General features: G+C 69.2%; 17 protein-coding genes. 10 read left to right on the top strand and 7 right to left on the bottom strand.

What is annotated here, in order from left to right; translation table 11 throughout:
* Nucleotides 1-34: 34 nt before the first annotated feature.
* Complete coding sequence (locus tag K0817_RS04760; RefSeq protein WP_219980224.1) at nucleotides 35-2,719, bottom strand: alpha-L-rhamnosidase; 2,685 nt, start codon at nucleotides 2,717-2,719, stop codon at nucleotides 35-37.
* Between the two features lie 301 nt (nucleotides 2,720-3,020).
* Here K0817_RS04760 and K0817_RS04755 point away from each other — a divergent pair, with 301 nt between their 5' ends.
* From K0817_RS04755 to K0817_RS04745, 3 genes are all read left to right on the top strand, one after another.
* Entirely contained in the window at nucleotides 3,021-4,331 is a 1,311-nt protein-coding gene (locus K0817_RS04755; protein WP_219980222.1) for an ABC transporter substrate-binding protein, read from the top strand.
* Between the two features lie 96 nt (nucleotides 4,332-4,427).
* Nucleotides 4,428-5,351: a carbohydrate ABC transporter permease gene (locus K0817_RS04750; RefSeq protein ID WP_219980218.1), complete on the top strand. Its 924-nt coding sequence runs from the start codon at nucleotides 4,428-4,430 to the stop codon at nucleotides 5,349-5,351.
* An 83-nt stretch (nucleotides 5,352-5,434) separates the two neighbouring features.
* Nucleotides 5,435-6,256, top strand: coding sequence for a carbohydrate ABC transporter permease (locus tag K0817_RS04745; RefSeq protein WP_253735186.1), 822 nt, complete (start codon nucleotides 5,435-5,437; stop codon nucleotides 6,254-6,256).
* Between the two features lie 15 nt (nucleotides 6,257-6,271).
* Here K0817_RS04745 and K0817_RS04740 read toward each other — a convergent pair whose 3' ends face one another.
* Complete coding sequence (locus tag K0817_RS04740) at nucleotides 6,272-7,081, bottom strand: nucleotidyltransferase domain-containing protein (RefSeq protein WP_219980214.1); 810 nt, start codon at nucleotides 7,079-7,081, stop codon at nucleotides 6,272-6,274.
* Nucleotides 7,082-7,212: 131 nt separating this feature from the next.
* Between K0817_RS04740 and K0817_RS04735 the strand changes: the two genes are divergently transcribed.
* From K0817_RS04735 to K0817_RS04710, 6 genes are all read left to right on the top strand, one after another.
* On the top strand, nucleotides 7,213-7,602 hold the full coding sequence (locus K0817_RS04735) for an L-rhamnose mutarotase (protein WP_219980212.1): 390 nt from the start codon (nucleotides 7,213-7,215) through the stop codon (nucleotides 7,600-7,602).
* The gene (rhaI, locus tag K0817_RS04730) at nucleotides 7,599-8,765 is read left to right on the top strand and encodes an L-rhamnose isomerase (RefSeq protein WP_219980210.1); all 1,167 of its coding nucleotides are present in this window, start codon (nucleotides 7,599-7,601) and stop codon (nucleotides 8,763-8,765) included. Before K0817_RS04735 ends, rhaI begins: the two co-directional genes overlap by 4 nt.
* Nucleotides 8,766-8,852: 87 nt before the next feature.
* Nucleotides 8,853-9,740: an alpha/beta hydrolase fold domain-containing protein gene (locus K0817_RS04725; RefSeq protein WP_219980208.1), complete on the top strand. Its 888-nt coding sequence runs from the start codon at nucleotides 8,853-8,855 to the stop codon at nucleotides 9,738-9,740.
* Entirely contained in the window at nucleotides 9,737-11,773 is a 2,037-nt protein-coding gene (locus tag K0817_RS04720; protein WP_219980207.1) for a bifunctional aldolase/short-chain dehydrogenase, read from the top strand. The genes K0817_RS04725 and K0817_RS04720 overlap by 4 nt, the downstream gene beginning before the upstream one ends.
* 169 nt (nucleotides 11,774-11,942) lie before the next feature.
* Nucleotides 11,943-13,379, top strand: a complete 1,437-nt coding sequence (locus tag K0817_RS04715; protein WP_219980206.1) for a rhamnulokinase family protein — start codon at nucleotides 11,943-11,945, stop codon at nucleotides 13,377-13,379.
* A complete protein-coding gene (locus K0817_RS04710; protein ID WP_219980205.1) occupies nucleotides 13,376-14,365 on the top strand; it encodes a serine hydrolase in 990 nt (329 codons plus the stop codon). The genes K0817_RS04715 and K0817_RS04710 overlap by 4 nt, the downstream gene beginning before the upstream one ends.
* Nucleotides 14,366-14,390: 25 nt before the next feature.
* Here the strand turns inward: K0817_RS04710 and K0817_RS04705 are convergent, their stop codons facing one another.
* The 5 genes from K0817_RS04705 to K0817_RS04685 form a co-directional block, all read right to left on the bottom strand.
* Nucleotides 14,391-15,404 carry a LacI family DNA-binding transcriptional regulator gene (locus tag K0817_RS04705; RefSeq protein ID WP_219980204.1) on the bottom strand — a complete coding sequence of 338 codons (1,014 nt, stop codon included), beginning with the start codon at nucleotides 15,402-15,404 and terminating at the stop codon, nucleotides 14,391-14,393.
* 80 nt (nucleotides 15,405-15,484) lie between these two features.
* On the bottom strand, nucleotides 15,485-18,295 hold the full coding sequence (locus tag K0817_RS04700; protein ID WP_219980203.1) for a glycoside hydrolase family 3 C-terminal domain-containing protein: 2,811 nt from the start codon (nucleotides 18,293-18,295) through the stop codon (nucleotides 15,485-15,487).
* A gap of 105 nt (nucleotides 18,296-18,400) precedes the next feature.
* Nucleotides 18,401-19,813, bottom strand: a complete 1,413-nt coding sequence (locus tag K0817_RS04695) for a Gfo/Idh/MocA family protein (protein ID WP_219980883.1) — start codon at nucleotides 19,811-19,813, stop codon at nucleotides 18,401-18,403.
* 26 nt (nucleotides 19,814-19,839) lie between these two features.
* Complete coding sequence (locus K0817_RS04690) at nucleotides 19,840-20,751, bottom strand: carbohydrate ABC transporter permease (RefSeq protein WP_219980202.1); 912 nt, start codon at nucleotides 20,749-20,751, stop codon at nucleotides 19,840-19,842.
* A gap of 46 nt (nucleotides 20,752-20,797) precedes the next feature.
* The gene (locus tag K0817_RS04685; protein ID WP_253735175.1) at nucleotides 20,798-21,739 is read right to left on the bottom strand and encodes a carbohydrate ABC transporter permease; all 942 of its coding nucleotides are present in this window, start codon (nucleotides 21,737-21,739) and stop codon (nucleotides 20,798-20,800) included.
* Nucleotides 21,740-22,067: 328 nt separating this feature from the next.
* Between K0817_RS04685 and K0817_RS04680 the strand changes: the two genes are divergently transcribed.
* Nucleotides 22,068-23,351 carry an extracellular solute-binding protein gene (locus K0817_RS04680; protein WP_219980201.1) on the top strand — a complete coding sequence of 428 codons (1,284 nt, stop codon included), beginning with the start codon at nucleotides 22,068-22,070 and terminating at the stop codon, nucleotides 23,349-23,351.
* The last annotated feature ends 38 nt before the right edge of the window (nucleotides 23,352-23,389 follow it).

Genomic DNA, 23,389 nt, shown 5'->3' with positions numbered 1-23,389 from the left:
CTGATCTGACTTCTGATGGCGCTGCCGCCCGGCGTCAGGCCGGCACGCTCGCGTGGGGCTGCGCGATGGCGGGCGCCGTCGCCGAGACGCGGTGGACGCCGTGACCGAGCTCGGCGGGCGCGGGACCGCCGTCGACCACGACGGTCGAGGCATCCGTCACCGGGAGGTCGAGCGTCGCGGTGACACCGAAGGGCACCTCGAGCGTCGCCTCGAAGCCCTCCTCCTCGATCCGCCACTCGATCCCGAGCCGGCCGAAGCGGGTGTCGATCGACGCCGAGGCGTGGTCGAGACCGGCCGCCGGGCGGGGCGCGACATGCACGCGGCGGTAGCCGGGTGCGTCGGGATCGGGGGCGAGCCCCGCGACGGTGCGATACACCCAGTCGACCATCGCGCCATAGGCGTAGTGGTTGAACGAGAGCATCCCGGTGTTCTCGGGTCCGCCCTCGGTCGGCGCGGCGTCCATGGCGCCGGAGTGGATCGACCCGTCGGGGAGGATCGCGTCCCACCGCTCCCACACCGTGGTGGCTCCGCGGTCGACCTGGTACAGCCATGACGGCGCCTCGCGCCGGAGCACCATGAGGAACGCCTCGTCGAGGTGACCGAAGCGGGAGAGGGCGAACAGCACCAGCGGCGTCCCGAGGAATCCGGTGGCGATCCGGCCGTTCTCGCGCCGGACGTCGTCGGCGAGGTCCCGGGCGATGTCGGCGTGCCGCTCGGCGGGCGCGAGCCCGAACTCGATGGCGAGCGCCGCACCGGTCTGGGTGGCGATCGCCTCCTCGCCCCAGCGCTCGAAGGTCGCCGCGGCCACGCGGTCGGCGAGCTCGTCATACTCGACGGCTCGGCCGCCGTCGCCGACCAGGCGCTCGGCGCGGGCGAGCAGCCGGGCCGAGCGCACGTAGAACGCGTTCGACACGAAGTCGCTCGACACCTTCGCCTCCCACGGGCGATCGGCCGGCGCATCGGGGTCGAGCCAGTCCCCGTACTGGAAGCCCTCGCTCGGCAGCACGACCGCGTCTCCCGCCCGGCGCCGCAGGTGCTCGACCCAGCGTCGCATGCTGTCGAGCTGGCGCGACAGGATGTCGGCACCTCCGAACGACTCGTATACCGCGAAGGGCACGATGGTCGCAGCATCCGCCCAGCCGGCACGGCCCATGTTCTCGATGGAGCCGTCCTGCATCACGATGTCCTGCGGGCGGATGATGTCGGGCACGACGGAGGGCACGCCGCCCTCGTCGGTCTGGTCGATCTCGAGATCGCGCAGCCACGATGCCCAGAACGCCTCGGAGTCCATGAGCGTGCTCGCGGTGGCGGCGAAGGCCTGCGCGTCGCCGGTCCACCCCAGGCGCTCGTCACGCTGGGGGCAGTCGGTCGGCACCGACACGAAGTTGTCGCGCTGCGACCACACCACGTTCGAATGGAACCGATTCAGCGCCTCGTGCGACGAGGTGAACGTGCTGCGCGTGGCGAGGTCGCTCGAGATCGCCACCGCGACCGCCGAGACCACCTCGGCCCCCTCGACGTCGGCGTACCGGAATCCGTGGAACGTGAAAACGGGCTCGAGCGTATGCTCGCCGTCGCGGTCGAGCGTATAGACGTCAGTGGCCTTCGCCGACCGCAGCGCCGTGAGGTGCAGGTCGCCCGAGGGCTCGAGCACCTCGGCGTGGCGGACGGTGACGACGTCACCGGCAGTTCCGCGCACGGTGAGCCGTACCCAGCCGGAGATGTTCTGGCCGCCGTCCAGCCTGGTGCGGCCGCCGTGCGGCGCGACGCTCATCGGCAGCTCCGCCACCACGCGCACCGGCGGGGCCGAACGGGGCTCGAAGCGTGCGGGGTCGACATCGATGACGGATGCCGCGGCCCAGCCGTCGCCAGCGAACCCGGGTTCGTGCATGGCAGGGTCGTGGAGGCGCAGGTCGGTCTCGGTGCCGTCGTAGATGCTGGCGCTTCGGACCGCTCCGAGGCCGCCCCGCCACGAGGCATCCGTCATCAGCACCGTCTCTCCGTCCGCCTCCAGCTGAGCCAGCGCGCCGGTGCGATCGCCGTAGATGGCGGTGCGCCGCGCGAAGCCGAAGCTGCCGCGGTACCAGCCGTCCGCGACGGCCAGCACGATCGCGTTCGCGCCGGCGCGGAGGAGCGGGGTGACGTCGAGCGTGTCGACGAGGATGCGCTCCTGGTACGAGGTCCAGCCCGGGGTGAGGAGCGCATCGGTCGCGCGGACGCCGTTGATCCACGCGTCGACCAGGCCGAGGGCGCTCAGTCGCAGCCGGGCGGCCGCGGGAGCCGCGTAGAGCGTGAACTCGCGCCGCAGCAGCTGCACCGGGCCGTCGACGGGGGTGTCGATGCCGATGACCTTCGCGGCCAGCTCCGGTCCGTCGACGCCCGCCTCGACGACGAGGGGCGCACTCCACGCCGACCAGCCGTTCGTCGTCGCCACGCGCACGGCAAAGGCACGCCGCTCGCGCGGCTCGAGATCCTGCTCGATCCGGATGCCGTCGCCGCTGTCTCCGGCGATCGGCTCGGCCTCGACGAGCTCGCCGCCCTCGGGGCCCGAGGCGAGCTGCAGCCCGATCAGGCGGGCATCGGCGTCGTCGCTCTCGGCACGCCAATCCAGCCGGAGGCCCCGCCGCGGCAACCCGAGCAGCCCGGGACCATGCTGGGTGCGGAGCGAGACGACGCGGGTCGCGGAGTCGAACGCGGAGGCGGCGGGAAGAGCCGTCATGGCTGTGTCCTTTCGGCGGAGGCATCCTCGCCACCGCGTCGGCGATCGTTGTCGAGCCCGTAGCGGGCCCGATGCGTGAGTCCATCGTGAAACGATTCACGATGCTTGTCAACCAAAGTGTAGACCGTTACACGATCGTGACGGCTCGATTGGGCATCAACTGTTGACGACCTCGCGGCAGCGTCGTACCGTACGAGAGTTGAATGGTTTCAACGTCGATGATCGACACACCGTTCTGAAGCACCAGGAATCCGGCAGCGCGGGCGGATCAACCCGCAGCGTCTTTACAAGGAGGTAAAGCATGAAGAGCACCCGAACTCGGAGACTGCTCGTGGTCACAGCGGGGGCCGCGGCACTCGCGCTTCCACTGGCCGCGTGCGGCGCTGGCGGCGGTGGCGCCGATGGCACCGTTGAGATCTCGTTCCTCACGCAGAGCACCGGCACGAACGTCGAGATCGCCGAAGCGCTCATCGAGGCCTTCGAGGCGGAGAACCCCGACATCAGCGTCCGGCTCGAGACCCAACCCGCGGGCACCGAGGGCGACAACCTGATCAAGACGAAGCTGGCCACGGGTGAGATGGAGGACGTCTTCGGCTACAACTCCGGCTCGCTCTTCCAGGCACTCAACCCCGACCAGACCCTTGTACCCCTCGACGACCAGCCGTGGGTCGGCGACCTCATCGACACGATGAAGCCGGTCGTCTCCACGGACAACGGCATCTACGGGGCTCCGTTCGGTTCTGCCCAGGCGGGCGCCGTGGTGTACAACAAGCAGGTCTACGCCGACCTCGGTCTGGAAGTGCCCACGACGTGGGACGAGTTCGCAGCCAACAACGAGGCGATCAAAGCGGCCGGCATCGCGCCCGTCATCCAGACCTACGGCGACACCTGGACGAGCCAGCTCTTCGTGCTCGGCGACTTCGGGAACGTGCTCGCGCAGGACCCGGACTGGGCCGAGGCCTACACCGCCGGCGAGCGCAAGTACGTCGACGAGCCGGCGCTCGCCGGCTTCGCCAACCAGCAGGCGGGCTATGAAGCCGGCTGGTGGAACGAGGACTTCGCCTCCGCCCTCTACGACGACGGCGCGCGCATGGTCGCCACCGGCGAAGGGGCGCATTACCCCATCCTCACCGGCATCGTCACGACCTTCCAGCAGAACTACCCTGACGAACTGGAGAACATCGGGGTCTTCCCGCTGCCCGCCCAGAACGCCGAGGACACCAAACTCACGGTGTGGCTGCCCAATGCGGTGTACATCCCCAAGACGACCGAGGGCGACAAGCTCGAGGCCGCCAAGACCTTCGTCGCCTTCATCAACGAACCCGGCGGCTGCGAGATCCAGACCGAGGTCATGGTTCCCAGCGGGCCGTTCGCCACGAGCGCGTGCACTCTGCCCGACGATGTGCCGGGTCTGCTGAAAGACATGCAGCCGTACTTCGACGAGGGCAACACCAACCCGGCCCTGGAGTTCCTGTCCCCGATCAAGGGACCGAACCTCGAGAACATCACGGTCGAGGTCGGCTCCGGCATCCGCTCGGCGGAAGACGGCGCGGCGCTCTACGACGATGATGTCGTCAAGCAGGCACAGCAGCTCGGACTCGAAGGCTGGTGACCAGCCGAGCCTGACCTGCCGGGCCAAGCCCGACCTGTCGGATCAGGGGGTCGCGTCGCACGCGGCGCGGCCCCCGATGACATCAACGGAGATGACATGACGACCATCGCGGAACGCCCGCGCGAGAAGACCACTGCCCCACCGCCGACCGGGAAGCGCAAGGGCATTCAAGGCATGTACCCGAGGTGGTTCTACATCCCCTCCGCGGTCCTCTACATCGTGCTCTTCGCGGTGCCGACCTTCGCCTCGTTCTACTTCAGCCTCACGAGATGGTCGCTGTTCGATGTCCAGTTCATCGGCTTCGACAACTACGTCACGTTCTTCACCGAGCCGATGCTCGTTCAGGGCTTCGTCAACACGTTCATCTTCGGCTTCGTGACCTCGGGCCTCAAGGTGGTCCTGGGTCTTGGCCTCGCCCTCCTGCTGACCGGCTCGATCCTGGGACGCGGCTACCTCAGGTCGACCATCTTCTTCCCCGTCCTGGTCTCCACGATCGGCGTCGGCATCACCTTCAAGGTGCTGATGGACCCCTTCGACGGACTCATCAACAACTCGCTCGCCGTCTTCGGTATCGACGGCCCCGGCTGGCTCACCGATCCCTCGCTGGCGCTGATGTCGGTCGCGCTCGTCGATGTCTGGAAGGGCGTCGGCATCGCGACGCTGATCTTCATGGCCGGCATCGTCGCCATCCCGCAGGAGTACTTCGAAGCAGCGAAGGTCGACGGCGCCGGCGCCTGGCAGCGATTCCGCACCATCACGCTGCCGCTGGTGCGGCCGGCCACAGCCACCGTGGTGCTGCTGTCGCTCATCGGCGGTCTGCGATCGTTCGACCTGATCTGGGCGATGACCCGTGGCGGGCCCGGTTTCTCCTCCGACGTGATCGCATCGGTGATCTACAAGCAGTACCAGGCGGGCTTCTACGGCCTGTCGACCGCAGGCAACGTCGTCCTGTTCGTCGTAGTCACCGCGCTCGTCCTGCCCATCTTCTACATCCTCAACCGCAGGCAGGTGGAGTCATGACTCTCACGCGCACCCTCACCACCGCCGGCAGCAAGCCCTCGAAGATCCGCCAGGATCGCCGGCCGCTCACGTTCAAACGCTTCATGCGCAAGTACTTCTTGGGCATCATCGCGATCCTGGCCTCGATCGTCGTGTTCATCGTGCCGTTCGCGTTCATCTTCGTCATGGCGGCCAAGAACGAGCAGGAGGCATCGCTCTTCGAGTTCTCCCTGCCCCAGCAGGGCTGGTACCTCTGGGAGAACTTCCTGGCGGTGCTGCAGACCCGCGACTTCATCATCCTTCGCGCCTTCGTCAACAGCACGATCCTGACCGTCGTCTCGGTGGCGATCATGGTGGTCTTCGCGGCGATGGTCGGCTATGTGCTGCAGCGTCGCAGGTCGCGCTGGAACCACGTCATCAATCTCTTCGTCTTCGCCGGTCTCATCGTTCCCCCGGCAGTCGTGCCGACGATCTGGGTCATGCAGTCGCTCGGGATCTTCAAGACGATGCCGGGCATGATCCTGATCGAGGCCACCTTCGGGCTGTCGTTCTGCATCCTGCTCTTCCGGGCCTTCGTCTCGACGATCCCGAAGGAGCTCGACGAGGCGGCGGTCATCGACGGCGCGGGTCCCATCCGGCTCTTCTTCACGGTGGTACTTCCGCTGCTGCGGCCCGTCGTCGTCACGGTCATCGTGGTGCAGGCGGTCGCGGTGTTCAACGACTTCACGAACCCCCTGTACTTCCTGCCGGGCGACGCCAACGCCACGGTCCAGCTGACGCTCTACAACTTCCAGAGCCAGGCGGCGAGCCAGTGGAACCTGCTGTTCATGGACATCCTGCTCATCACGATCCCGCCGCTCGTGATGTACATCTTCTTCAACCGCCAGATCGTCGCCGGCATGACCAGCGGAGCGGTCAAGGGGTGAGGGGTGCGACCGGCATCACCAGTACTCCGCGGGCACTGTCCCGCGGAGCCAGGCCAGCTCGTTGTCGCGGATGAAGATCGACAGCGTCTCGTCCTGATCGAGATCTCCGCCCAGCCAGTCGAACAGGATGCCGAGCAGTGCGTTCGCCGCATCCGCATCGGGATCCGTCACGACCCGTTCCCACACCCCGACGAACCCGTCGGGCGTGGGAACGGTGGTCACGAGCTGGGAGATGTACTTCGGGCCCGGGAGCATGACGTGCGCCGCGGCGAGAGCGGCCCGCGCAGCGGCGAGCGCCAGGTGCAGTGCCGCGTGGCGGCGGAGGAACTCGTCGCCCCGCTCGAGGGCCTGGCGCAGGAAGTACCCGCCGTACAGACGGGCCTGCGACAGGTACGACCGCACCCGCCCGTCCCACACGTCGTCGGGCAGCACCGTGATGCGCTCGATCGTCTCCTCGAGGTCCGGCAGCGCGCCCGCCGAGGCCGCCGGACCCTCCGCCCGCCACGCGATCCGGGCGCCGAGGAACGACGCGCGCGTGGGATCGTCGGCGCTCTCCGCCGCGGCGGCGAGGTAGGACGGGCTCGCGAGCTTGATGTCGATGTACGAGCCGGGGTAGTCCAGGCCGTACCGCTCGATCCACGCGAACCGTCCGGCGGCGGTCTCGGCGGCGAAGCGGTCCTCCCTCACGACGAGGTAGACGTCGATGTCGGAGTCCTCGCGCTCGCGACCCTGAGCGACCGAGCCGACGACGATCACGGCGAGCACGCCGGGGTCGTCTCGCACCGAATCGAGATAGGCGGCCAGTGCCCGCTCCTGCTGCTCCACGAATGCTCCCTCGCCTGCGGCTCCGCGCCACACCCTACCGAGTTCCCGGCTTGCAGGAGCGCCGCCCATCATCTATCGTTGAAACGATTCATAGGCGTTCGCCCGAGCGCCTGCCCGAAGGAGCGCATGTCATGACCAGCACCACCGCGACGACGCGTGTGTGCTTCGAGCTGCAGGTCAAGCCGGAGCTGCTCGACGAGTACATTGCACGACACACGCCGGTATGGCCGGAGATGCTCGCTGAGATCGCGGCGGCGGGCCGTCGCAACTACTCGCTCTTCCTCGGCGACGACGGCCGCCTGATCGGTTACTACGAGACCGACGACGACGAGGCGGCGCAGGCCTACCTCGCAGCATCTCCCGTCGCCGCCCGGTGGGAGGCCGAGATGGGCCGCTTCTTCGTCGGCCTCGAGGGCCGGCCGGATCAGGCGGCCACTCCCTTCACCGAGATCTTCCACCTCGACGACCAGCTCACCGCAGCCGCGGCGCGCGCCCCACACGAAGAGAGCACCACATCATGACGACGCTGTCTCCCGAGATCCTCAGCCAGCTCGAAGGCCAGGGCATCGAGCTTCCCAGCTGGGCGTTCGGCAACTCCGGCACGCGGTTCCGCGTGTTCACCACGCCCGGCACGCCGCGCGACCCTTTCGAGAAGATCGCCGACGCGGCCCAGGTCAACAAGCACACGGCTCTCGCGCCGAGCGTCGCCCTGCACATCCCGTGGGACAAGGTCGACTCCTACGACGACCTGCGCCGCCACGCCGAAGACCACGGCGTCGCCCTCGGCACGATCAACTCGAACACGTTCCAGGACGAGGACTACAAGTTCGGCGCGCTCACCCACGCCGACGACCGCATCCGCCAGAAGGCGATCGACCACCACTTCGAGTGCATCGACATCATGGGCGCCACGGGCTCGCGCGATCTGAAGATCTGGCTGGCCGAGGGCTCGAACTACCCGGGCCAGAACGACATGCGCGCCCGCCAGGACCGCCTCGCCGACTCGCTGCAGCAGATCTACGCGCGACTGGAGGGCGAGCAGCGCCTCGTGCTCGAGTACAAGTTCTTCGAGCCGGCCTTCTACCACACGGATGTTCCGGACTGGGGCACCTCGTACGCCCAGGTCGCTGCCCTCGGCGAGCGCGCCATGGTATGCCTCGACACCGGCCACCACGCACCGGGCACCAACATCGAGTTCATCGTGATGCAGCTGCTGCGTCTCGGAAAGCTCGGCTCGTTCGACTTCAACTCGCGCTTCTACGCCGACGACGACCTCATCGTGGGCGCGGCCGACCCCTTCCAGCTGTTCCGGATCATCTTCGAGGTGATCCGCGGGGGCGGGCTGAACAACCCCGACGTGGCGTTCATGCTCGACCAGTGCCACAACATCGAAGACAAGATCCCGGGTCAGATCCGCTCCGTGCTCAATGTGCAGGAGATGACCGCACGTGCGCTCCTGGTCGACCGCGAAGCCCTCGCTGCAGCCCAGCAGGCGAACGACGTGCTCGCCGCCAACGCCGTGCTCATGGACGCCTTCTACACCGACGTGCGCCCGGCTCTGGCCCAGTGGCGCGAGTCGCGCGGGCTCCCGGCCGACCCGATGGCCGCGTACGCGGCATCCGGCTACCAGTCCCGCATCGCCGCCGACCGCGTCGGCGGCACGCAGGCCGGCTGGGGCGCCTAAGCGCACAAGACCCACCGGGGGCGCGGGATGCCGATCCTCGTGTCCCCGGTGCACCACCTCCACCACGCTCCGACGAAGGACCGACACATGAGTGAGCCGTACACCGCCGCCGACGGCCTCGTGCGCGTCTACCCCGCCCGGGAGCCTCACGGCGCCGGTCTGGTGTGGGCGCACGGCGGCGCCTTCGCGTTCGGCGACATCGACATGCCCGAGTCCGATTGGGTCGCCCGTCAGCTCGCCGCCCGAGGCACGACGGTCGTCTCGGTCGACTACCGGCTCGCGCCGGTTCCGGAGGGGTGGGATGCCGCGATCCCGGCACGCGCCGGACACCACTACCCTGCGGCATCCGACGACATGCTCGCGGCGTGGTCGTGGACGCTCGAGAACGCAGACCGCCTGCGCATCGACCGGAACCGCCTGGCGCTGGGCGGAACAAGTGCCGGCGGCAATCTCGCTGCCGGGGCGACGATCCGGCTGATCGAGCGCCGCTTCTCCCCGCTTCCCGCCCTCGTGGTGCTTGCTTACCCGACCCTGCTCGCCGTGCAGCCGCCGCCCGGCGCCGAGCTGCGCGCGCTGCTCGACGCGGATCCCGCCGCCGACCGCTTCGGTCCCGACGCGGTCCGGGGCATGTACGAGAACTATCTCGGCGGCTCTGTGGAGCACGCGCCCCTGGGTGCCGTGCCCGGCCGGGCGCGCCCCGTCGACCTGGTGCAGTTCCCGCCGACACTCATCGTGAACGGCGAGGCCGACGAACTCCGCGTCTCGGGCGAGGCGTTCGCCGCGACGCTGCGCGCCGCCGGCCGCCCGGTCGAGGCGGTGACCGAGCTGGGCACCGAGCACGGTCACCTCAACCGGCCGCACGAGCCCGCGGCATCCGTCACCATCGACCGCTTCGCCGCCCGCCTGAGCACACTCGCTCTCTCTTCATCGTCACCTGTCCTCGCCTCTGCGAACCCCGAAGGAATCACACCATGAGCAACCAGGCCGTCTCGGACCTGATCGCGCGGTCGAACCGCCTCGGCGCCGACCCCAAGAACACCAACTACGCCGGCGGCAACACCTCCGCCAAGGGCACCGACACCGATCCCGTCACGGGCGAACCCGTCGAGCTGCTGTGGGTCAAGGGCTCGGGCGGCGACCTCGGCACCCTCAAGCCGCAGGGCCTCGCGGTGCTGCGTCTGGACCGCATGCGCGCTCTCGTCGACGTCTACCCGGGCCTCGAGCGGGAAGATGAGATGGTCGCCGCGTTCGACTACTGCCTGCACGGCAAGGGCGGCGCAGCCCCCTCGATCGACACGGCGATGCACGGCCTCGTCGATGCCGCGCACGTCGACCACCTGCACCCCGACTCCGGCATCGCGATCGCGACCTCCGCCGATGGCGAGGAGCTCACCGGCACCATCTTCGGCGACAAGGTCGTGTGGGTGCCGTGGCGTCGGCCGGGCTTCCAGCTGGGCCTGGACATCGCCGAGATCAAGGCGCAGAACCCGCAGGCGATCGGCTGCATCCTGGGCGGTCACGGCATCACCGCGTGGGGCGACACGTCCGAGGAGTCCGAGCGCAACTCGCTGTGGATCATCGAGACCGCTGCCGCGTTCATCGCCGCCAATGGCAAGGCCGACCCGTTCGGCGGCGTGCGCGCCGGCTTCGAAGCCCTCCCCGAGGCGGAGCGTCGCGCGAAGGCGGCCGCCCTCGCTCCGACCATCCGTGGTCTCGCATCGACCGACAAGCCGATGGTCGGCCACTTCACCGACGCGCCCGAGGTGCTGGACTTCCTCGCTTCCGAGAAGGCGCCCGCGCTCGCCGAGCTCGGCACGAGCTGCCCCGACCACTTCCTGCGCACCAAGGTCAAGCCGCTGATCCTCGACCTTGCCGCCGACGCCACCGTCGAGGCATCCGTCGCCCGCTTGAAGGAGCTGCACGAGCAGTACCGCGCCGACTACCAGGCCTACTACGACGCCCACGCGACCGCCGACAGCCCGGCGATCCGCGGCGCCGACCCGCTCATCGTCCTCGTGCCGGGCGTCGGCATGTTCTCGTACGGCGCCAACAAGCAGACCGCGCGCGTCGCCGGCGAGTTCTACGTCAACGCGATCAACGTCATGCGCGGCGCCGAAGCCCTGTCGACCTACTCCCCCATCTCGGACGCCGAGAAGTTCCGCATCGAGTACTGGGCACTCGAAGAGGCGAAGCTGCAGCGCATGCCCAAGGCGAAGTCACACCAGGGCCGCATCGCGTTCGTCACGGGCGCGGCATCCGGAATCGGCAAGGCCATCGCGACGCGCCTCGCCGCCGAGGGCGCGTGCGTGGTCGTCGCCGACCTCGACCTCGAGAAGGCGCAGGCCGCCGCGGCAGAGCTCGGCGGCACGGATGTCGCGATCGGCGTCGCCGCGAACGTCGCCGACGCCGCGGGCGTGCAGGCCGCGATCGATGCCACGGTGCTTGCGTTCGGAGGCATCGACCTCGTCGTCAACAACGCCGGGCTGTCGCTGTCGAAGCCGCTGCTGGAGACCACCGAGAAGGACTGGGACCTGCAGCACGACGTCATGGCGAAGGGCTCGTTCCTGGTGGCGAAGGCCGCCGCGAAGGCGCTCATCGAGCAGGGCATGGGCGGCGACGTCGTCTACATCTCGTCGAAGAACTCCGTCTTCGCGGGCCCGAACAACATCGCGTACTCGGCGACCAAGGCCGACCAGGCCCACCAGGTGCGTCTGCTCGCGGTCGAGCTCGGCGAGCACGGCGTGCGCGTGAACGGCATCAACCCCGACGGCGTCGTGCGCGGCTCGGGCATCTTCGCCTCCGGCTGGGGCGCCAACCGCGCCGCGACCTACGGCGTCAAGGAAGAGGACCTCGGCCAGTTCTACGCCAACCGCACCATCCTCAAGCGCGAGGTCGTGCCCGAGAACGTCGCCGACGCGGTGTACGTGCTCACCGGCCCCGAGCTCTCGCGCACAACCGGCCTGCACATCCCCGTCGACTCCGGCGTCGCGGCCGCGTTCCTGCGATGACCGTGTCACCCGGCCGTGCAGCTCGCGAGGTGGTCGAGCACTCGACATCCGCTCCCCTGCGTCGAGACCGCACGTGCTCGCCGAGACCGCATGTCGTTCGCGTCACCAGCGTGATGTCTCGGCGACACCGCACGGTTTCGACGGGGAGAGTCGGGTCGGGCGGATGCGCATGAGTAGCACGGCGCGAGCGGGCGGGGTGGTCGCGGCGGTCGACCTCGGTGCGACGAGTGGGCGCGTGATGCTCGGCTATGTGGACGACGGGATGCTGCGGCTCGAGCAGGTCGCGCGATTCCCGAACGGTCCGGTGGCCGGGCCCGAAGGGCTGCACTGGGACTTCACGGCGCTGTACCGGCACATCGTCGACGGACTCGCCGAGGCGGTGCGCCGGGAACCCGGGATCGCGAGCGTCGGCATCGATTCGTGGGCCGTGGACTACGGCCTCGTGCACGGCGACGAGCTGCTCGGCGAGCCGTTCCACTACCGCGACGACCGCACCGCGCGGGGCGTCGAGGCGGTGCACTCGAAGGTGCCGTTCCACGAGCTCTACCGTCGCAACGGGCTGCAGTTCCTGCCGTTCAACACGCTGTACCAGTACGCCGTCGACCGGCGTCTGGCGGATGCCGAGATCGCCCTGCTCATCCCCGACCTCGTGGCGTTCCTTCTCACCGGCGCTCGCGTGGCCGAGCGCACGAACGCGTCGACCACCGGCCTGGTCGATGTGGCCAGCGGCCGATGGGACGCGGAGCTCGCCACACGCCTGGGCGTGCCGGCATCCGCCCTTCCACCGCTCGTCGATCCGGGCGAACGGCTCGGCGCACTGCGCGGCGAAGCCCGGGAGCGCATCGGTGCCCCGCTCGAGGTGATCGCCGTCGGCTCGCACGACACCGCTTCGGCAGTGGTCGCCGTGCCGTTGAGTACGCCGCACGCGGCGTACATCTCGTGCGGCACGTGGGGCCTGGTCGGCGTCGAGCTCGATGAGCCGGTCGTGACCGACGCGGCCCGCGAGGCGAACTTCACCAACGAGGGCGGCGTCGACGGCCGGGTCCGCTTTCTGCACAACGTGACGGGCCTGTGGCTGCTGAGCGAATCGGTGCGCACGTGGGAGGCCGAGGACGGCGCGCCCATCGACCTTCCGGGCCTCCTGGATGCCGCGGCAGCAGTCGCTCCCGACGTGCCGCTGTTCGACGCCAACGACCCGCGCCTGTCGTCGCCCGGCGACATGCCGGCGCGGATCGCGGCTGTCATCGAGCAGTCCGGCGGCGCGGTGCCCGGCTCACGCGAGACGTTCGCGCGCACGATCGTCGAGAGCATCGCTCAGGCGTTCGCCGACGCCGTCGCCACGGCGGCACGGCTCACCGGCCGCGATATCGACGTCATCCACGTCGTCGGCGGCGGGGCCCTGAACCGCCTGCTGTGCCAGGCGATCGCCGACCGCTCGGGGCTTCCGGTGCTAGCCGGCCCGGTCGAGGCGACCGCGCTCGGCAATGTGCTCGTACAAGCGCGCGCGCACGGCTGGTTCGGCCCCGACGCGACCCTGGAGGACCTGCGACGCGTGGTCGCGGCATCCACGTCTCCCGTCCGGTACGAGCCCCACGCCCGCGCATGAGCGGGTACGGGGCCGCGTTCGACTGGGCGCGGCGGCACGTCGCGGCGGGCCGCCTGCCCACGGCGGTGCTCGGGGTCGCGACCGCCGACGGCACGGTCGCGCTCGATGCCTTCGGCGCCACCGACGGGCGGCGCGCGCACACCGACGACCCGTACTGGCTCTTCTCGATCACCAAGGTGCTCACCGGGATCACCGCCGCACGCGCGGTCGAGCGCGGCCTCCTGACGCTGCAGACACCGCTGGCGAGCGCCGTGCCCGAGTTCGGCGCCGGCCGCGACGATGTGGTGCTGCTGCGGCATCTCGCGAGCCACACAGCGGGCATCCCCGAACCGCCGCTGGACCCGGTTCGCTCGCTGCGCGACGCGCTGCTGGCCCCTGGACGAGACTTCGCCGCGGGCACCGCCTCGCGCTACTCGACCGTGGCGTTCACCGGCATCGCAGAGCTGGTGCACCAAGCGACGGGAACGGCATGGGATGCCGACATCGAGGCGTGGTCTCGCGGGATCGGCGCGACCGGCCTGACCCTCGACCCCACGGCCGTCCCTCACGCCGTCGTCGATGCCGGTCGTCTGGGTGTCGACATGGCCCGGTTCGGAGCCCATCGCAATCCGGGCGCCGGCATGATCGGCACGGCCGCGGACCTCTTGACGCTCGGATCGGCGCTGCTGCGCATCGGTCAGGGCGAGAGGGGCGGCGTCGTGCAGCCGGCGACCCTCGCCATGATGCGACGACCGTTGACCGGCGACATCCCGCGCTTCGAGCCCTACGTCGCTGAGCGGGGCCAGGACTGGGGCTTCACGCTCAATCTGCGCAACCGTGCCCCCGGCCTCATCGACCGCGACGTGTTCGGGCACGGCGGCTGGGCCGGCACGGAGTTCTGGGTGCACCCCACGGCCGGCATCGCGTTCGTGCTGCTGACGAACCAGGCCGAGCGCCCCGGCGTCGACCTGGACGAGCTCGACAACGCGGTGGTCTCCGCCGTCTGACCCGCTCTCACCCGATCGGCGGGCGTCAGCGCGCGAGCGGGCGGGTGGACGTGCGCACGATGAGCTCGGTCTCGAACACCTCGTGCACCGGCTCGGTTCGTCCCGCGAGGCGCTCCAGGAGCAGCTCCACCGCCCGCGCGCCCATCTGCTCGCCCGGCTGATGGACGGTGGTGAGTCCCACCGAGGGGTGCGAGGCGATGCGCACGTCGTCGTAGCCGGCGACCGAAATGCCGGCGCCGGCCTCGGCGATCGCCCGCAGCGCGCCGATGGCCAGTTCATCGTGGGCCGCGAAGATCGCGGTCGCGGAGGAGCCGGCGGCGAGGGCATCGCGCACGGCGCGGTACGCGGCATCCTGTCCTTCGTCCGTGCGCCAGACCAGGCCGTCCTCGGCGAGGCCGGCCTCGGCCATCGACCTCTGGTACTCCCTCAGCCGCACGCCGTGCGGCAGGGTGCCCGCGGGGTCGGACTCGGGAAGCGTCAGGTGCGCGATGCGCTCGTGGCCGAGGCCGAGAAGGTGACCCATGAGCGCGGCCGTGCCCGCGACATCGTCGCCGGCGACGGCGTCGTAGCGCTCGGACCTGTCGAGGCGCCCGAACATCACGACGGGCGCGGAGGCGGCGATCCGCTCGAGCGCCGGTTGATCGACGCGGGGCGAGACGGCGATCACGCCGTCCACCTGCCGGTCGATCAGGGCCTCGATCGCCCGCCGGCCCTCGCGCGAACCCTCCTCCGCGGGCGCGATGATGAGCTGATACGGGGTGCCGGCGAGGGCGCCGACCGCGCCGTGGACCATGCGCGTGAAGAACTGGTTGCCGAGATCGGGCAGCTCGATGCCGATCGTGAACGTGCGTCCGCGCATCGCCCGCGCCGCGATACGGGGACGGTACTCCAGCTCGGCCATCGCCGCATTCACGCGTTCGCGCATCGCATCGCTCACGCCGTACGCATCGCGCAGCACCTTCGACACCGCCGCACGCGAGACGCCGGCCAGGCGCGCGACATCCTCGATCGTCGCGGGGCGATGGCGCGCGAGTGTCATGAGATGAGGCTAGTCCCGTCGGTGATGCATCCCCGGGCTGGGCCGCCGGAAGACGACCCGGCCCGGGGCTGCGGAGCGGATCAGCGAAGGACCACGATCAGCGACACGCCCTTGGCGGGCAGCACCGTTCCGCCGCCGCTGTACGCCACTGAGATCCGGTGGACGCCCCGATCCCGCGTGCCGATCGAGACCGTCGCGGTGCCATCGGCCAGCTCGGCTTCGAACGTCTCGCCATCGACCTTCACGACGACGGTCCCCTCGGCGACGACGTCACGTGCAAGCGGCCGCACGTCCACCTGGATGGTGAACTCGGTGCGGGAGTCGCCTACGATCCGATTCGGCTTGACCAGCACGATGGCCGAGGTCTGCACGACCACGGGGGCGCTCTCAGCCACCCCGGCCGGACCCGTGGCCGGGGTCGCCGTGACGCGCACCGTCAGCGCATGACCGCGGTCTGCACCGGTGACGCGGTACTCCCGGTGCGTCGCGCCGCCGATCGCCTCGCCGTCGCGCAGCCACTGGTACGAGAAGGTCAGTCCCTCCTCGCTCCACACCCCCGGATCCGCCGTGAGCTTCCCCCCCGGCTGCGGCTTCCCGGCGATGGACGGCGGAGTGGTGGCGACCGGTGCCGTGATGTCGATCGCCGTGGTCGTCTGCAGCGGCAGGTCACGCGACGACGAGCCCACCGAGATGCCGTAGTCACCGTCGACGATGCGCCAGGCGTCGGCGTCGACATCCCAGATCGAGAAGGGCTGGTTGCTCGAGGCGGAGGCCAGGACGACCTCGACCCGCTTCTCCTCCCCGGGCGCCAGCTCAACACGATCGAAGCCGACCAGCCGCTTCCCGGGCTCGCCAGCTGCGTCAGGCAAGGTGAGGTACACCTGCGGGACCTCGGCGCCCGCTGCGTCACCGGCATTGCGCACTGTGAACGAGACGGTCGAGGTGACGGTGCCGGCCGCAGCATCCGCAGCGTTCTGCACATCCAGCGCCGAGTACTCGAACGACGTGTACGACAGTCCGTGGCCGAACTCGAACAGCGGCTCGATCCCCTGCTCGTCGTACCACTTGTAGCCGACCTGCAGCCCCTCGCTGTAGCTGACCTGTCGGATCTCCGTCGAACCCTCGGGCCGCGTCGTCGAGCCGTCCGCGAAGACGCCCGGGTACTGCTGGGGTGTGTTCGTAGGTGTATCGGCGAGCGAGACCGGGAATGTCATCGGCAACTTGCCCGACGGGTTGACGTCGCCCCACAGCAGGCCGGCGAGGGCCGGACCGAACTGCTCGCCCGAGTGCCATGCGTGCAGCACCGCATCCACGTCGCCGATCCACGGCATCTCGACGGCACTGCCGGCGTTGAGTACCGCGACGGTCTTGTCGGATGCCGCGGCGACTGCCTCGATCAGGGCGTCGCCGTTCGCATCCAGGCGCAGATCGGTCAGGTCGGTCGTCTCGCCCATCGTGTAGTGACCGAAGACGATCGACACGTCCGCCTCCGCGGCGACCGCGGCCGCCTGCGCAGGGTCAGCACCGGAGTCGTACACGACGGTGCCTCCGGCGGCCTCGACCTTCGCGGTGATGCTGTCCAGCGGCGCCGCGATCGCGTCGCAGTTCAGCGCGGTCCCACGGATGAAGACGAGATACCAGGCGCATCCGGTCTTCGCGCTCACCCCTCCCGTAGCGACGGTGGACGCGGTCTGGCCGATCACGGCGACCGTGGCTGCGTCGTTCGCGAGTGGGAGCGCGTCGTCGTTCTTCAGCAGGACCGTGCTCTCCTCGGCGATCTGCCGCGCCAGCTGCTTGTGCTCGGCGGTGGAGACATCCGCGACCGGAGCCGTCGGCACCGGGTGATCGAACAGATCGCCCTCGATGTACGACCGCACCACGCGGAACGCCGCCTCGTCGATGCGCTGCTGCGTGATCTCGCCCGCCGCGAGTGCGGCGTCGAGTTTGGCGGGTGTGAACCAGACGGGACGGTTGAGCTCCTGATCGAGGCCCGCGTTCAGCGACTCGGCTGTGGAGTGCACCGACCCGAAGTCGCTCATGACGTAGCCCTCGAAGCCCATCTCGTCACGGATGCTGGTGGTGAGGATGTCGTTCTCACACGCGTAGACGCCGTTGACCTGGTTGTACGAGCACATGATGCTGCCGGGATCGCTCTCCTTCACGGCGATCTCGTACGGCAGGTCGTAAACCTGCCGCAGCGTGCGCTCGTCGACGTTCGACGAGCTCTCCTCGCGGTCTGTCTCCTGCTCGTTCGCGACGTAGTGCTTGAGGTTCGCGATGACCGGCTTGCCGTCCTCGCGGTTCTCGAGACCGCGGACGTTCGCGGCCGCCATGAGACCCGACAGCAGCGGGTCCTCGCCGAAGTACTCGGATCCGCGACCCGACAGCGGGGTGCGCCCGCTCGCGATGCCGGGGCCGAGCACGACGGCGCTGCGTTTGTCGAAGGATTCCCGTCCGTGCGCCTCGGCCTTCTGCTGACCCAGCGCGAGATCCCAGGTCGCCGCCACCGCGATCGGCCCCGGCCAGGCCGTCGTGCCACGGCTGCCGTAGACGCCATCCGGTCCGTTGGCGTAGATCACCGTGGGCGTGCACTCGACCTGAACGGGGTAGACCACGCCCCCAAACCATGTCGTCTGCTGCGGGCTGTTGGCCGGCTGCTCCACCAGCCAGCGGTACTTCTGATGCTGACTGCTGGCGTCCAGCAGCGCCTGCGCCCTCTCGTCGGCGGACTTTGCGGGGTCCATCCACGGGACGGTCGCGCAGTCGGCGGCGGCGGCGGGCGCCGCGACCGCGACCACGCCCCCGGTCGCGATCAGCACCGAGCCCATCAGCAGGGCGATCACACGCCGCTTGCGCGGGCCGGCTTCCGGATTTCTCTTGAGCAACGTCATCGTCGATCCCTCTCCGTTGAGGCGCGGCCGCGTAGACCGCTCTACACTATGTAGACCGCTCTACGGTGACACGATTCACTTCACGGGTCAACCGTTCGTGCGCGACTAGTGGGTCACGGCGTCGATCTCCTGCCGCACCGGCGCCGCGAGGCTGACGTCGCCGACGAGGGCGAGCCCCAGTCCGAGATCGTCGATCCGCACCGCGTTGCGGGTCTCGAGCGAGCGGTTGCCTGCCAGCCCGACCGCCACGGCGGCAACCCCGTCGCGCCACGTGGCGGCGTGCCCCAGCGGATCCTCGGTGGCACCCCGGAACACCTCGGCGAGCAGCCGGGCGTCGCCGCCGCCGTGGCCGCCGTCACCCTCGGGGATCGGCACCTCGCGTGCGCGACCGAAGTGGTTCTGCACCACGAGCCGCTCGCCGACCGGCCTCGCCGCGCCGCCCTCGACGTGGTCGGGTCGGGCGCTCGGGTCGACGATCGCGGTGGGACGACCGGAAGCCCCGAGCAGCACCTCGCCGCGCTCGACCACGGTGAGCTCGGCCCGGCCACGCGTGCCGTTGATCGCGACCGTGTACCCCTCCCAGGGCGCGTGCGCATTCAGCGCGTACGACATCGAGGCGCCGGCGGCGTAGTCGACGACCAGCGAGAGGTTGTCTTCGATCGTGATGCCGGCGTCGAAGACGTCGCGATCCCGCAGGTACCCGTCGTACGCCTCCTGCTCCAGGTACAGCCCACGCAGGTCGGGGTCGTCGCGCAGGTCGAGGCTGAACGCGTCGCGCAGCGGCGAGTCGTCAGAGCCCCGCGCCGGACGCGGGCCAAGGCCGCGCTGCGCGGCGTTCTCGGCGCCGTAGAAGCGCAGGCCGCCGCTCGCGAAGACGCGCGTGGGCGTGTCGGCGAGCCACCAGTTCACCAGGTCGAAGTGGTGCGAGGCCTTGTGGACGAGCAGGCCGCCCGACCGGTCCTTGTCACGGTGCCACCGGCGGAAGTAGTCGGCGCCGTGCGCCGTGTCGAGCACCCACTCGAAGTGCACCGACGTGACCTCGCCGATCTCGCCCGCGCTCAGCGCGCGCTTGAGCGCGGAGTTGCGCGGTGAGTAGCGGTAGTTGAAGGTCACCGTGACATCGCGTCCGGTGCGCTTGGCGGCATCCGCAATGGCGCGCACACCGTCGGGCGTCGTGGTGAGCGGCTTCTCGACCACCGCGTCGGCGCCCGCCTCGAGGGCAGCGACGATGTGACGGTCGTGCGTCCAGTCCGGTGACGTCACGATCACTCGGTCGACGCCGTAGCGGACGACCGCCGCGCCGAGCTCGTCGGGCGCGAACCGCGGCGGCGCGCCGGCGCCTCGGGCCTGCAGCCGTGCCTCGTACCAGTCCAGACGGCCCTCGTTCGTGTCGGACCACGCGACGAGCTCGGCCACATCGGCGTGGGGGCCGTTGATCGCGTCGAGGTACATCTGAGCACGACTGCCCGTGCCGACGATCGCGTAGCGCACGCGCCGACCGCGCCCGGCGGCATCCATGGGGTTCCCGTTCACTCGATGCCCGCTCACTTGATGCCGGTCGTCGCGAAGCCCTTGACCAGGTAGCGCTGGCCGATCAGGAATGCGAGGAAGAGAGGGATGAGCGAGACGACCGACATCGCGAACATCGCGCCGTAGTTCGACGACGACTGCGCGTCGATGAACCCCTTCAGCGCGACCGACACCGGGAAGTTCTCGCGCGTGCGCAGATAGATGAGCGGCCCGAAGAAGTCGCCCCACGTCCAGATGAACGTGAAGATCGCCGTCGTCGCGAGCGCCGGCACCATCAGGGGCAGCGTCACCTGACCGAAGATGCGCACGTGGCCCGCGCCGTCGATCCGGGCCGCCTCGAAGATCTCCTTCGGCAGGCCACGGATGAACTGCACCATGAGGAAGATGAAGAACGCGTCCATCGCGAGGAACTTCGGAACGATGAGGGGCAGGAAGGTCTCGAGCCAGCCCAACTCGCGGAAGATGATGAACTGCGGCACCAGCACGACGTGGAACGGCAGCATGATCGTGCCGAGCATGACGGCGAACCACGCGTTGCGTCCCCAGAACTTGAGGCGCGCGAACGCGTAGGCGGCCAGCGAGCACGACACCAGGTTGCCGATGATCGCGCCGATCACGAGGATCGTGGAGTTCATCAGGAAGTGTGAGAACGGCAGCTGCTGCGAGGTCCACCCGTGCACGTAGTTCTCGAGCGTCAGATCGGTCGTGAAGATGCCGAGGTCGGTGAAGATCTCGCTGTTGGGCTTGAGCGAAGACACCACCAGCCAGATCAGCGGGTAGATCATGAGCAGCGAGAGCGCGATCAGCCCGGCGTGCTTGAGCACCGAACGCGCCGCGCTGTTGCGCAGATGACGTCGCCGGCGCCGCTCGGCGTGGTCGGCAGGCGGCGGTGCGACGGGAGTGGGAGCCTCGTCGAGTGCGGTCATGGCGGAACGTCCTTCGGGGAGTGCGGCGGATGCTGTCGGCTGCAGTTCAGTCGTCATAGAAGACCCAGAACTTCGACAGCCAGAAGTTGAATGCGGTGAAGCCGGCGATCACGATGAGGAGGAACCAGGCCATCGCCGACGCGTAGCCCATGTTGAGCTCGGTGAACGCCTCTTTGTAGAGGTACAGCGTGAAGAACATCGTCGAGTCCGAGGGGCCGCCGGTGCCGCCCGAGACGATGTAGGCCTGCGTGAACGACTGGAACGCGAAGATGATCTGCAGCACCAGGTTGAAGAAGATGATCGGCGTGAGCAGCGGCATCGTGATCGAGAAGAACCGGCGAACCCGACCGGCGCCGTCCACCTGAGCCGCCTCGTAGTACATCTCGGGAATCTGGCGGAGGCCCGCGAGGAAGATGACCATGGGCGACCCGAACGTCCACACGTGCAGGATGATGATCGTCGCGAGCGCGTAGTCGGGGTGCGAGATCCACCCGGGGCCCTCGATTCCGAACCACGCGAGGAACTCGTTGACGATGCCGTCCTTGCCGAAGACCTGGCGCCACAGGATGGCGATCGCGACCGACCCGCCGAGAAGACTCGGCAGGTAGAAGATCGAGCGGTAGAACGCCAGTCCGCGCATGCCGCGGTCCAGGAGCACCGCGACCCCCAGCGCCAGCGCCAGCTGGAGCGGCACCGAGACCACCACGTAGGTGAGGGTCACGCGCAGGGAGTTCCACAACCGTGCGTCGCCTGCCATCTCGGCGATGTTGTCGAAGCCCGAGAATCGCGGCGGCTGCAGCAGGTTGTAGTCGGTGAAGGCGAGCGCGAGCGACGCGATCATCGGGCCGATCGTGAACACGACCAGCCCCACCAACCACGGAGCGAGGAAGAGATACCCCGCCTTGTTGTCGGGATTCTTCGAGCGCTCGCCGCCCTTTGCGCGCCGCGCCTGAAGCGCGATCTGGCGCAATTCGCCGATGCTGCTCACGGAGACCTCCTTGTCACGGTGATGGTCACGGCAGAGAAACCGCTTTCACCCGGCGTCAGTATCACCCGAACATCCCGCTCACGTCAAACGGCCCCGAATCCGCAGGTTTGCACGACATCGGGGTGCCGCCGCGCGCGAGAACACTTGATAACGAGGCGGCAACAACAATTGACAGCATCCCAGCCCTTTGCTACTTTCCGAGAAAGCGGTTTCATACCGGTCTCGACGAGTCCTGCGTTCGAGGCGACGTGCCGCCGACTCCGGTGGGCACCCGACACGAGATGAAAGAGGCGCAATGACGCGTTATGCACGATCAGCCAGGGTGCGTGTGGCCCTGGGAACGACCCTCGTCGCAACGCTTGCACTGGCGGGCTGCGCGGCCGGCGGCCAGACCCCGCCGTCCTCCGACGGGTTCGACCCCGACGAGGAGATCGAGCTCCACATCGCCTGGTGGGGCAATGACGAGCGCTCCGCGATCATGGCCGAGGCCATCGACCTGTTCGAAGCGGAGTATCCCAACATCACCGTGGTGGAAGAACCCGTGGGTGCGCCCGATGATCTCTTCAACCGCCTCGCCACCGACTTCGCATCGGGCACCGCGCCCGACGTGTTCGCCCTCGGCGGCGCGAAGCCGCAGGAGTACGGCGCTGCGGGCGCGCTGCTGGACCTGTCGACCGTGAGCGAGCAGCTGCCCACCGACGGCTACCCGGACTTCACGCTGACCAACGCCGTGGTGGACGACACCCTGTACGGCCTGCCCACGGGCGGCAACGCCATCGGCGTGCTGGTAAACCCCGCGATCTTCGAGCAGGCGGGCGTCGAACTGCCCGACAGCTCATGGACGTGGGAGGACTTCAGCGAGATCGCGAACGAGATCTCGGCGAACGCGGGCGAGGGGATCGTCGGTCTCGATCTGCGGATCCAGGACATCCTCGGAACCTACGTCGCCCAGTACGTGGAGACCGGCATCTACGACTGGGACGGCGAGCTTGCCGTGGACGCCGACACCATCCAGTCCTGGTACGAGATGGAAGAGGCACTCGTCGCCGACGGCGGACTGCCCGACCCGTCGGTCATCGTCGAGCACTGGAACGTCACGCCCGACCTCTCGCTCTTCGGAACCGGCCGCGCCGGCATGACCTTCGCATACAGCAACCAGATCGCCACCTACGCCGCCGGCGCCGGGGGCGAGGTCGAGATCCTCACGCCGCCGACCTCGACCGACCTGTCGGGAGTGGCCGTGCTGCCCTCGCAGTTCTGGTCGATCGCGTCCGGCAGCGAACACCCCGAGGCGGCGGCACTCCTCGTGGACTGGCTGCTGAACCAGCCCGAGCCGGCCGAGATCATCCTCGCCGACCGCGGGCTGCCGTTCAACCCCGACACCCTCGCGGTGGTCGAGCCGCTGCTCGCCCCAGCCGACGCGCAGGCCGCGGAGTATCTCCAGACCGTGCTCGATGTCGGCGTCGTTGCCCCGCCACAGCCCGCGGGTGGCGCGATGCTCAACGAGTTGTCGCAGCGCATCGAATCCGACATCCTGTTCGGCAACACCTCGGCGGCTGACGGCGCGCAGCAGTGGGTCGACGAGCTGTCGGCCTCGCTCGCATCCGACTGACCACAGGGCCAGCATCGTGGGCGGCTCCGCATGCGGAG

Source organism: Microbacterium sp. HD4P20 (assembly GCF_019449275.2).
Lineage (GTDB): Bacteria > Actinomycetota > Actinomycetes > Actinomycetales > Microbacteriaceae > Microbacterium.
Note: the sequence above shows the minus strand (reverse complement) of the source record. Positions and strands in the feature narration are given on the sequence as shown.

Coding starts and splice junctions, on each gene's coding strand:
- K0817_RS04760 (WP_219980224.1), bottom strand. CDS start 2,719: ATGACGGCTCTTCCCGCCGCCTCCGCGTTCGACTCCGCGACCCGCGTC.
- K0817_RS04755 (WP_219980222.1), top strand. CDS start 3,021: ATGAAGAGCACCCGAACTCGGAGACTGCTCGTGGTCACAGCGGGGGCC.
- K0817_RS04750 (WP_219980218.1), top strand. CDS start 4,428: ATGACGACCATCGCGGAACGCCCGCGCGAGAAGACCACTGCCCCACCG.
- K0817_RS04745 (WP_253735186.1), top strand. CDS start 5,435: ATGCGCAAGTACTTCTTGGGCATCATCGCGATCCTGGCCTCGATCGTC.
- K0817_RS04735 (WP_219980212.1), top strand. CDS start 7,213: ATGACCAGCACCACCGCGACGACGCGTGTGTGCTTCGAGCTGCAGGTC.
- rhaI (WP_219980210.1), top strand. CDS start 7,599: ATGACGACGCTGTCTCCCGAGATCCTCAGCCAGCTCGAAGGCCAGGGC.
- K0817_RS04725 (WP_219980208.1), top strand. CDS start 8,853: ATGAGTGAGCCGTACACCGCCGCCGACGGCCTCGTGCGCGTCTACCCC.
- K0817_RS04720 (WP_219980207.1), top strand. CDS start 9,737: ATGAGCAACCAGGCCGTCTCGGACCTGATCGCGCGGTCGAACCGCCTC.
- K0817_RS04715 (WP_219980206.1), top strand. CDS start 11,943: ATGAGTAGCACGGCGCGAGCGGGCGGGGTGGTCGCGGCGGTCGACCTC.
- K0817_RS04710 (WP_219980205.1), top strand. CDS start 13,376: ATGAGCGGGTACGGGGCCGCGTTCGACTGGGCGCGGCGGCACGTCGCG.
- K0817_RS04705 (WP_219980204.1), bottom strand. CDS start 15,404: ATGACACTCGCGCGCCATCGCCCCGCGACGATCGAGGATGTCGCGCGC.
- K0817_RS04700 (WP_219980203.1), bottom strand. CDS start 18,295: ATGACGTTGCTCAAGAGAAATCCGGAAGCCGGCCCGCGCAAGCGGCGT.
- K0817_RS04695 (WP_219980883.1), bottom strand. CDS start 19,813: ATGGATGCCGCCGGGCGCGGTCGGCGCGTGCGCTACGCGATCGTCGGC.
- K0817_RS04690 (WP_219980202.1), bottom strand. CDS start 20,751: ATGACCGCACTCGACGAGGCTCCCACTCCCGTCGCACCGCCGCCTGCC.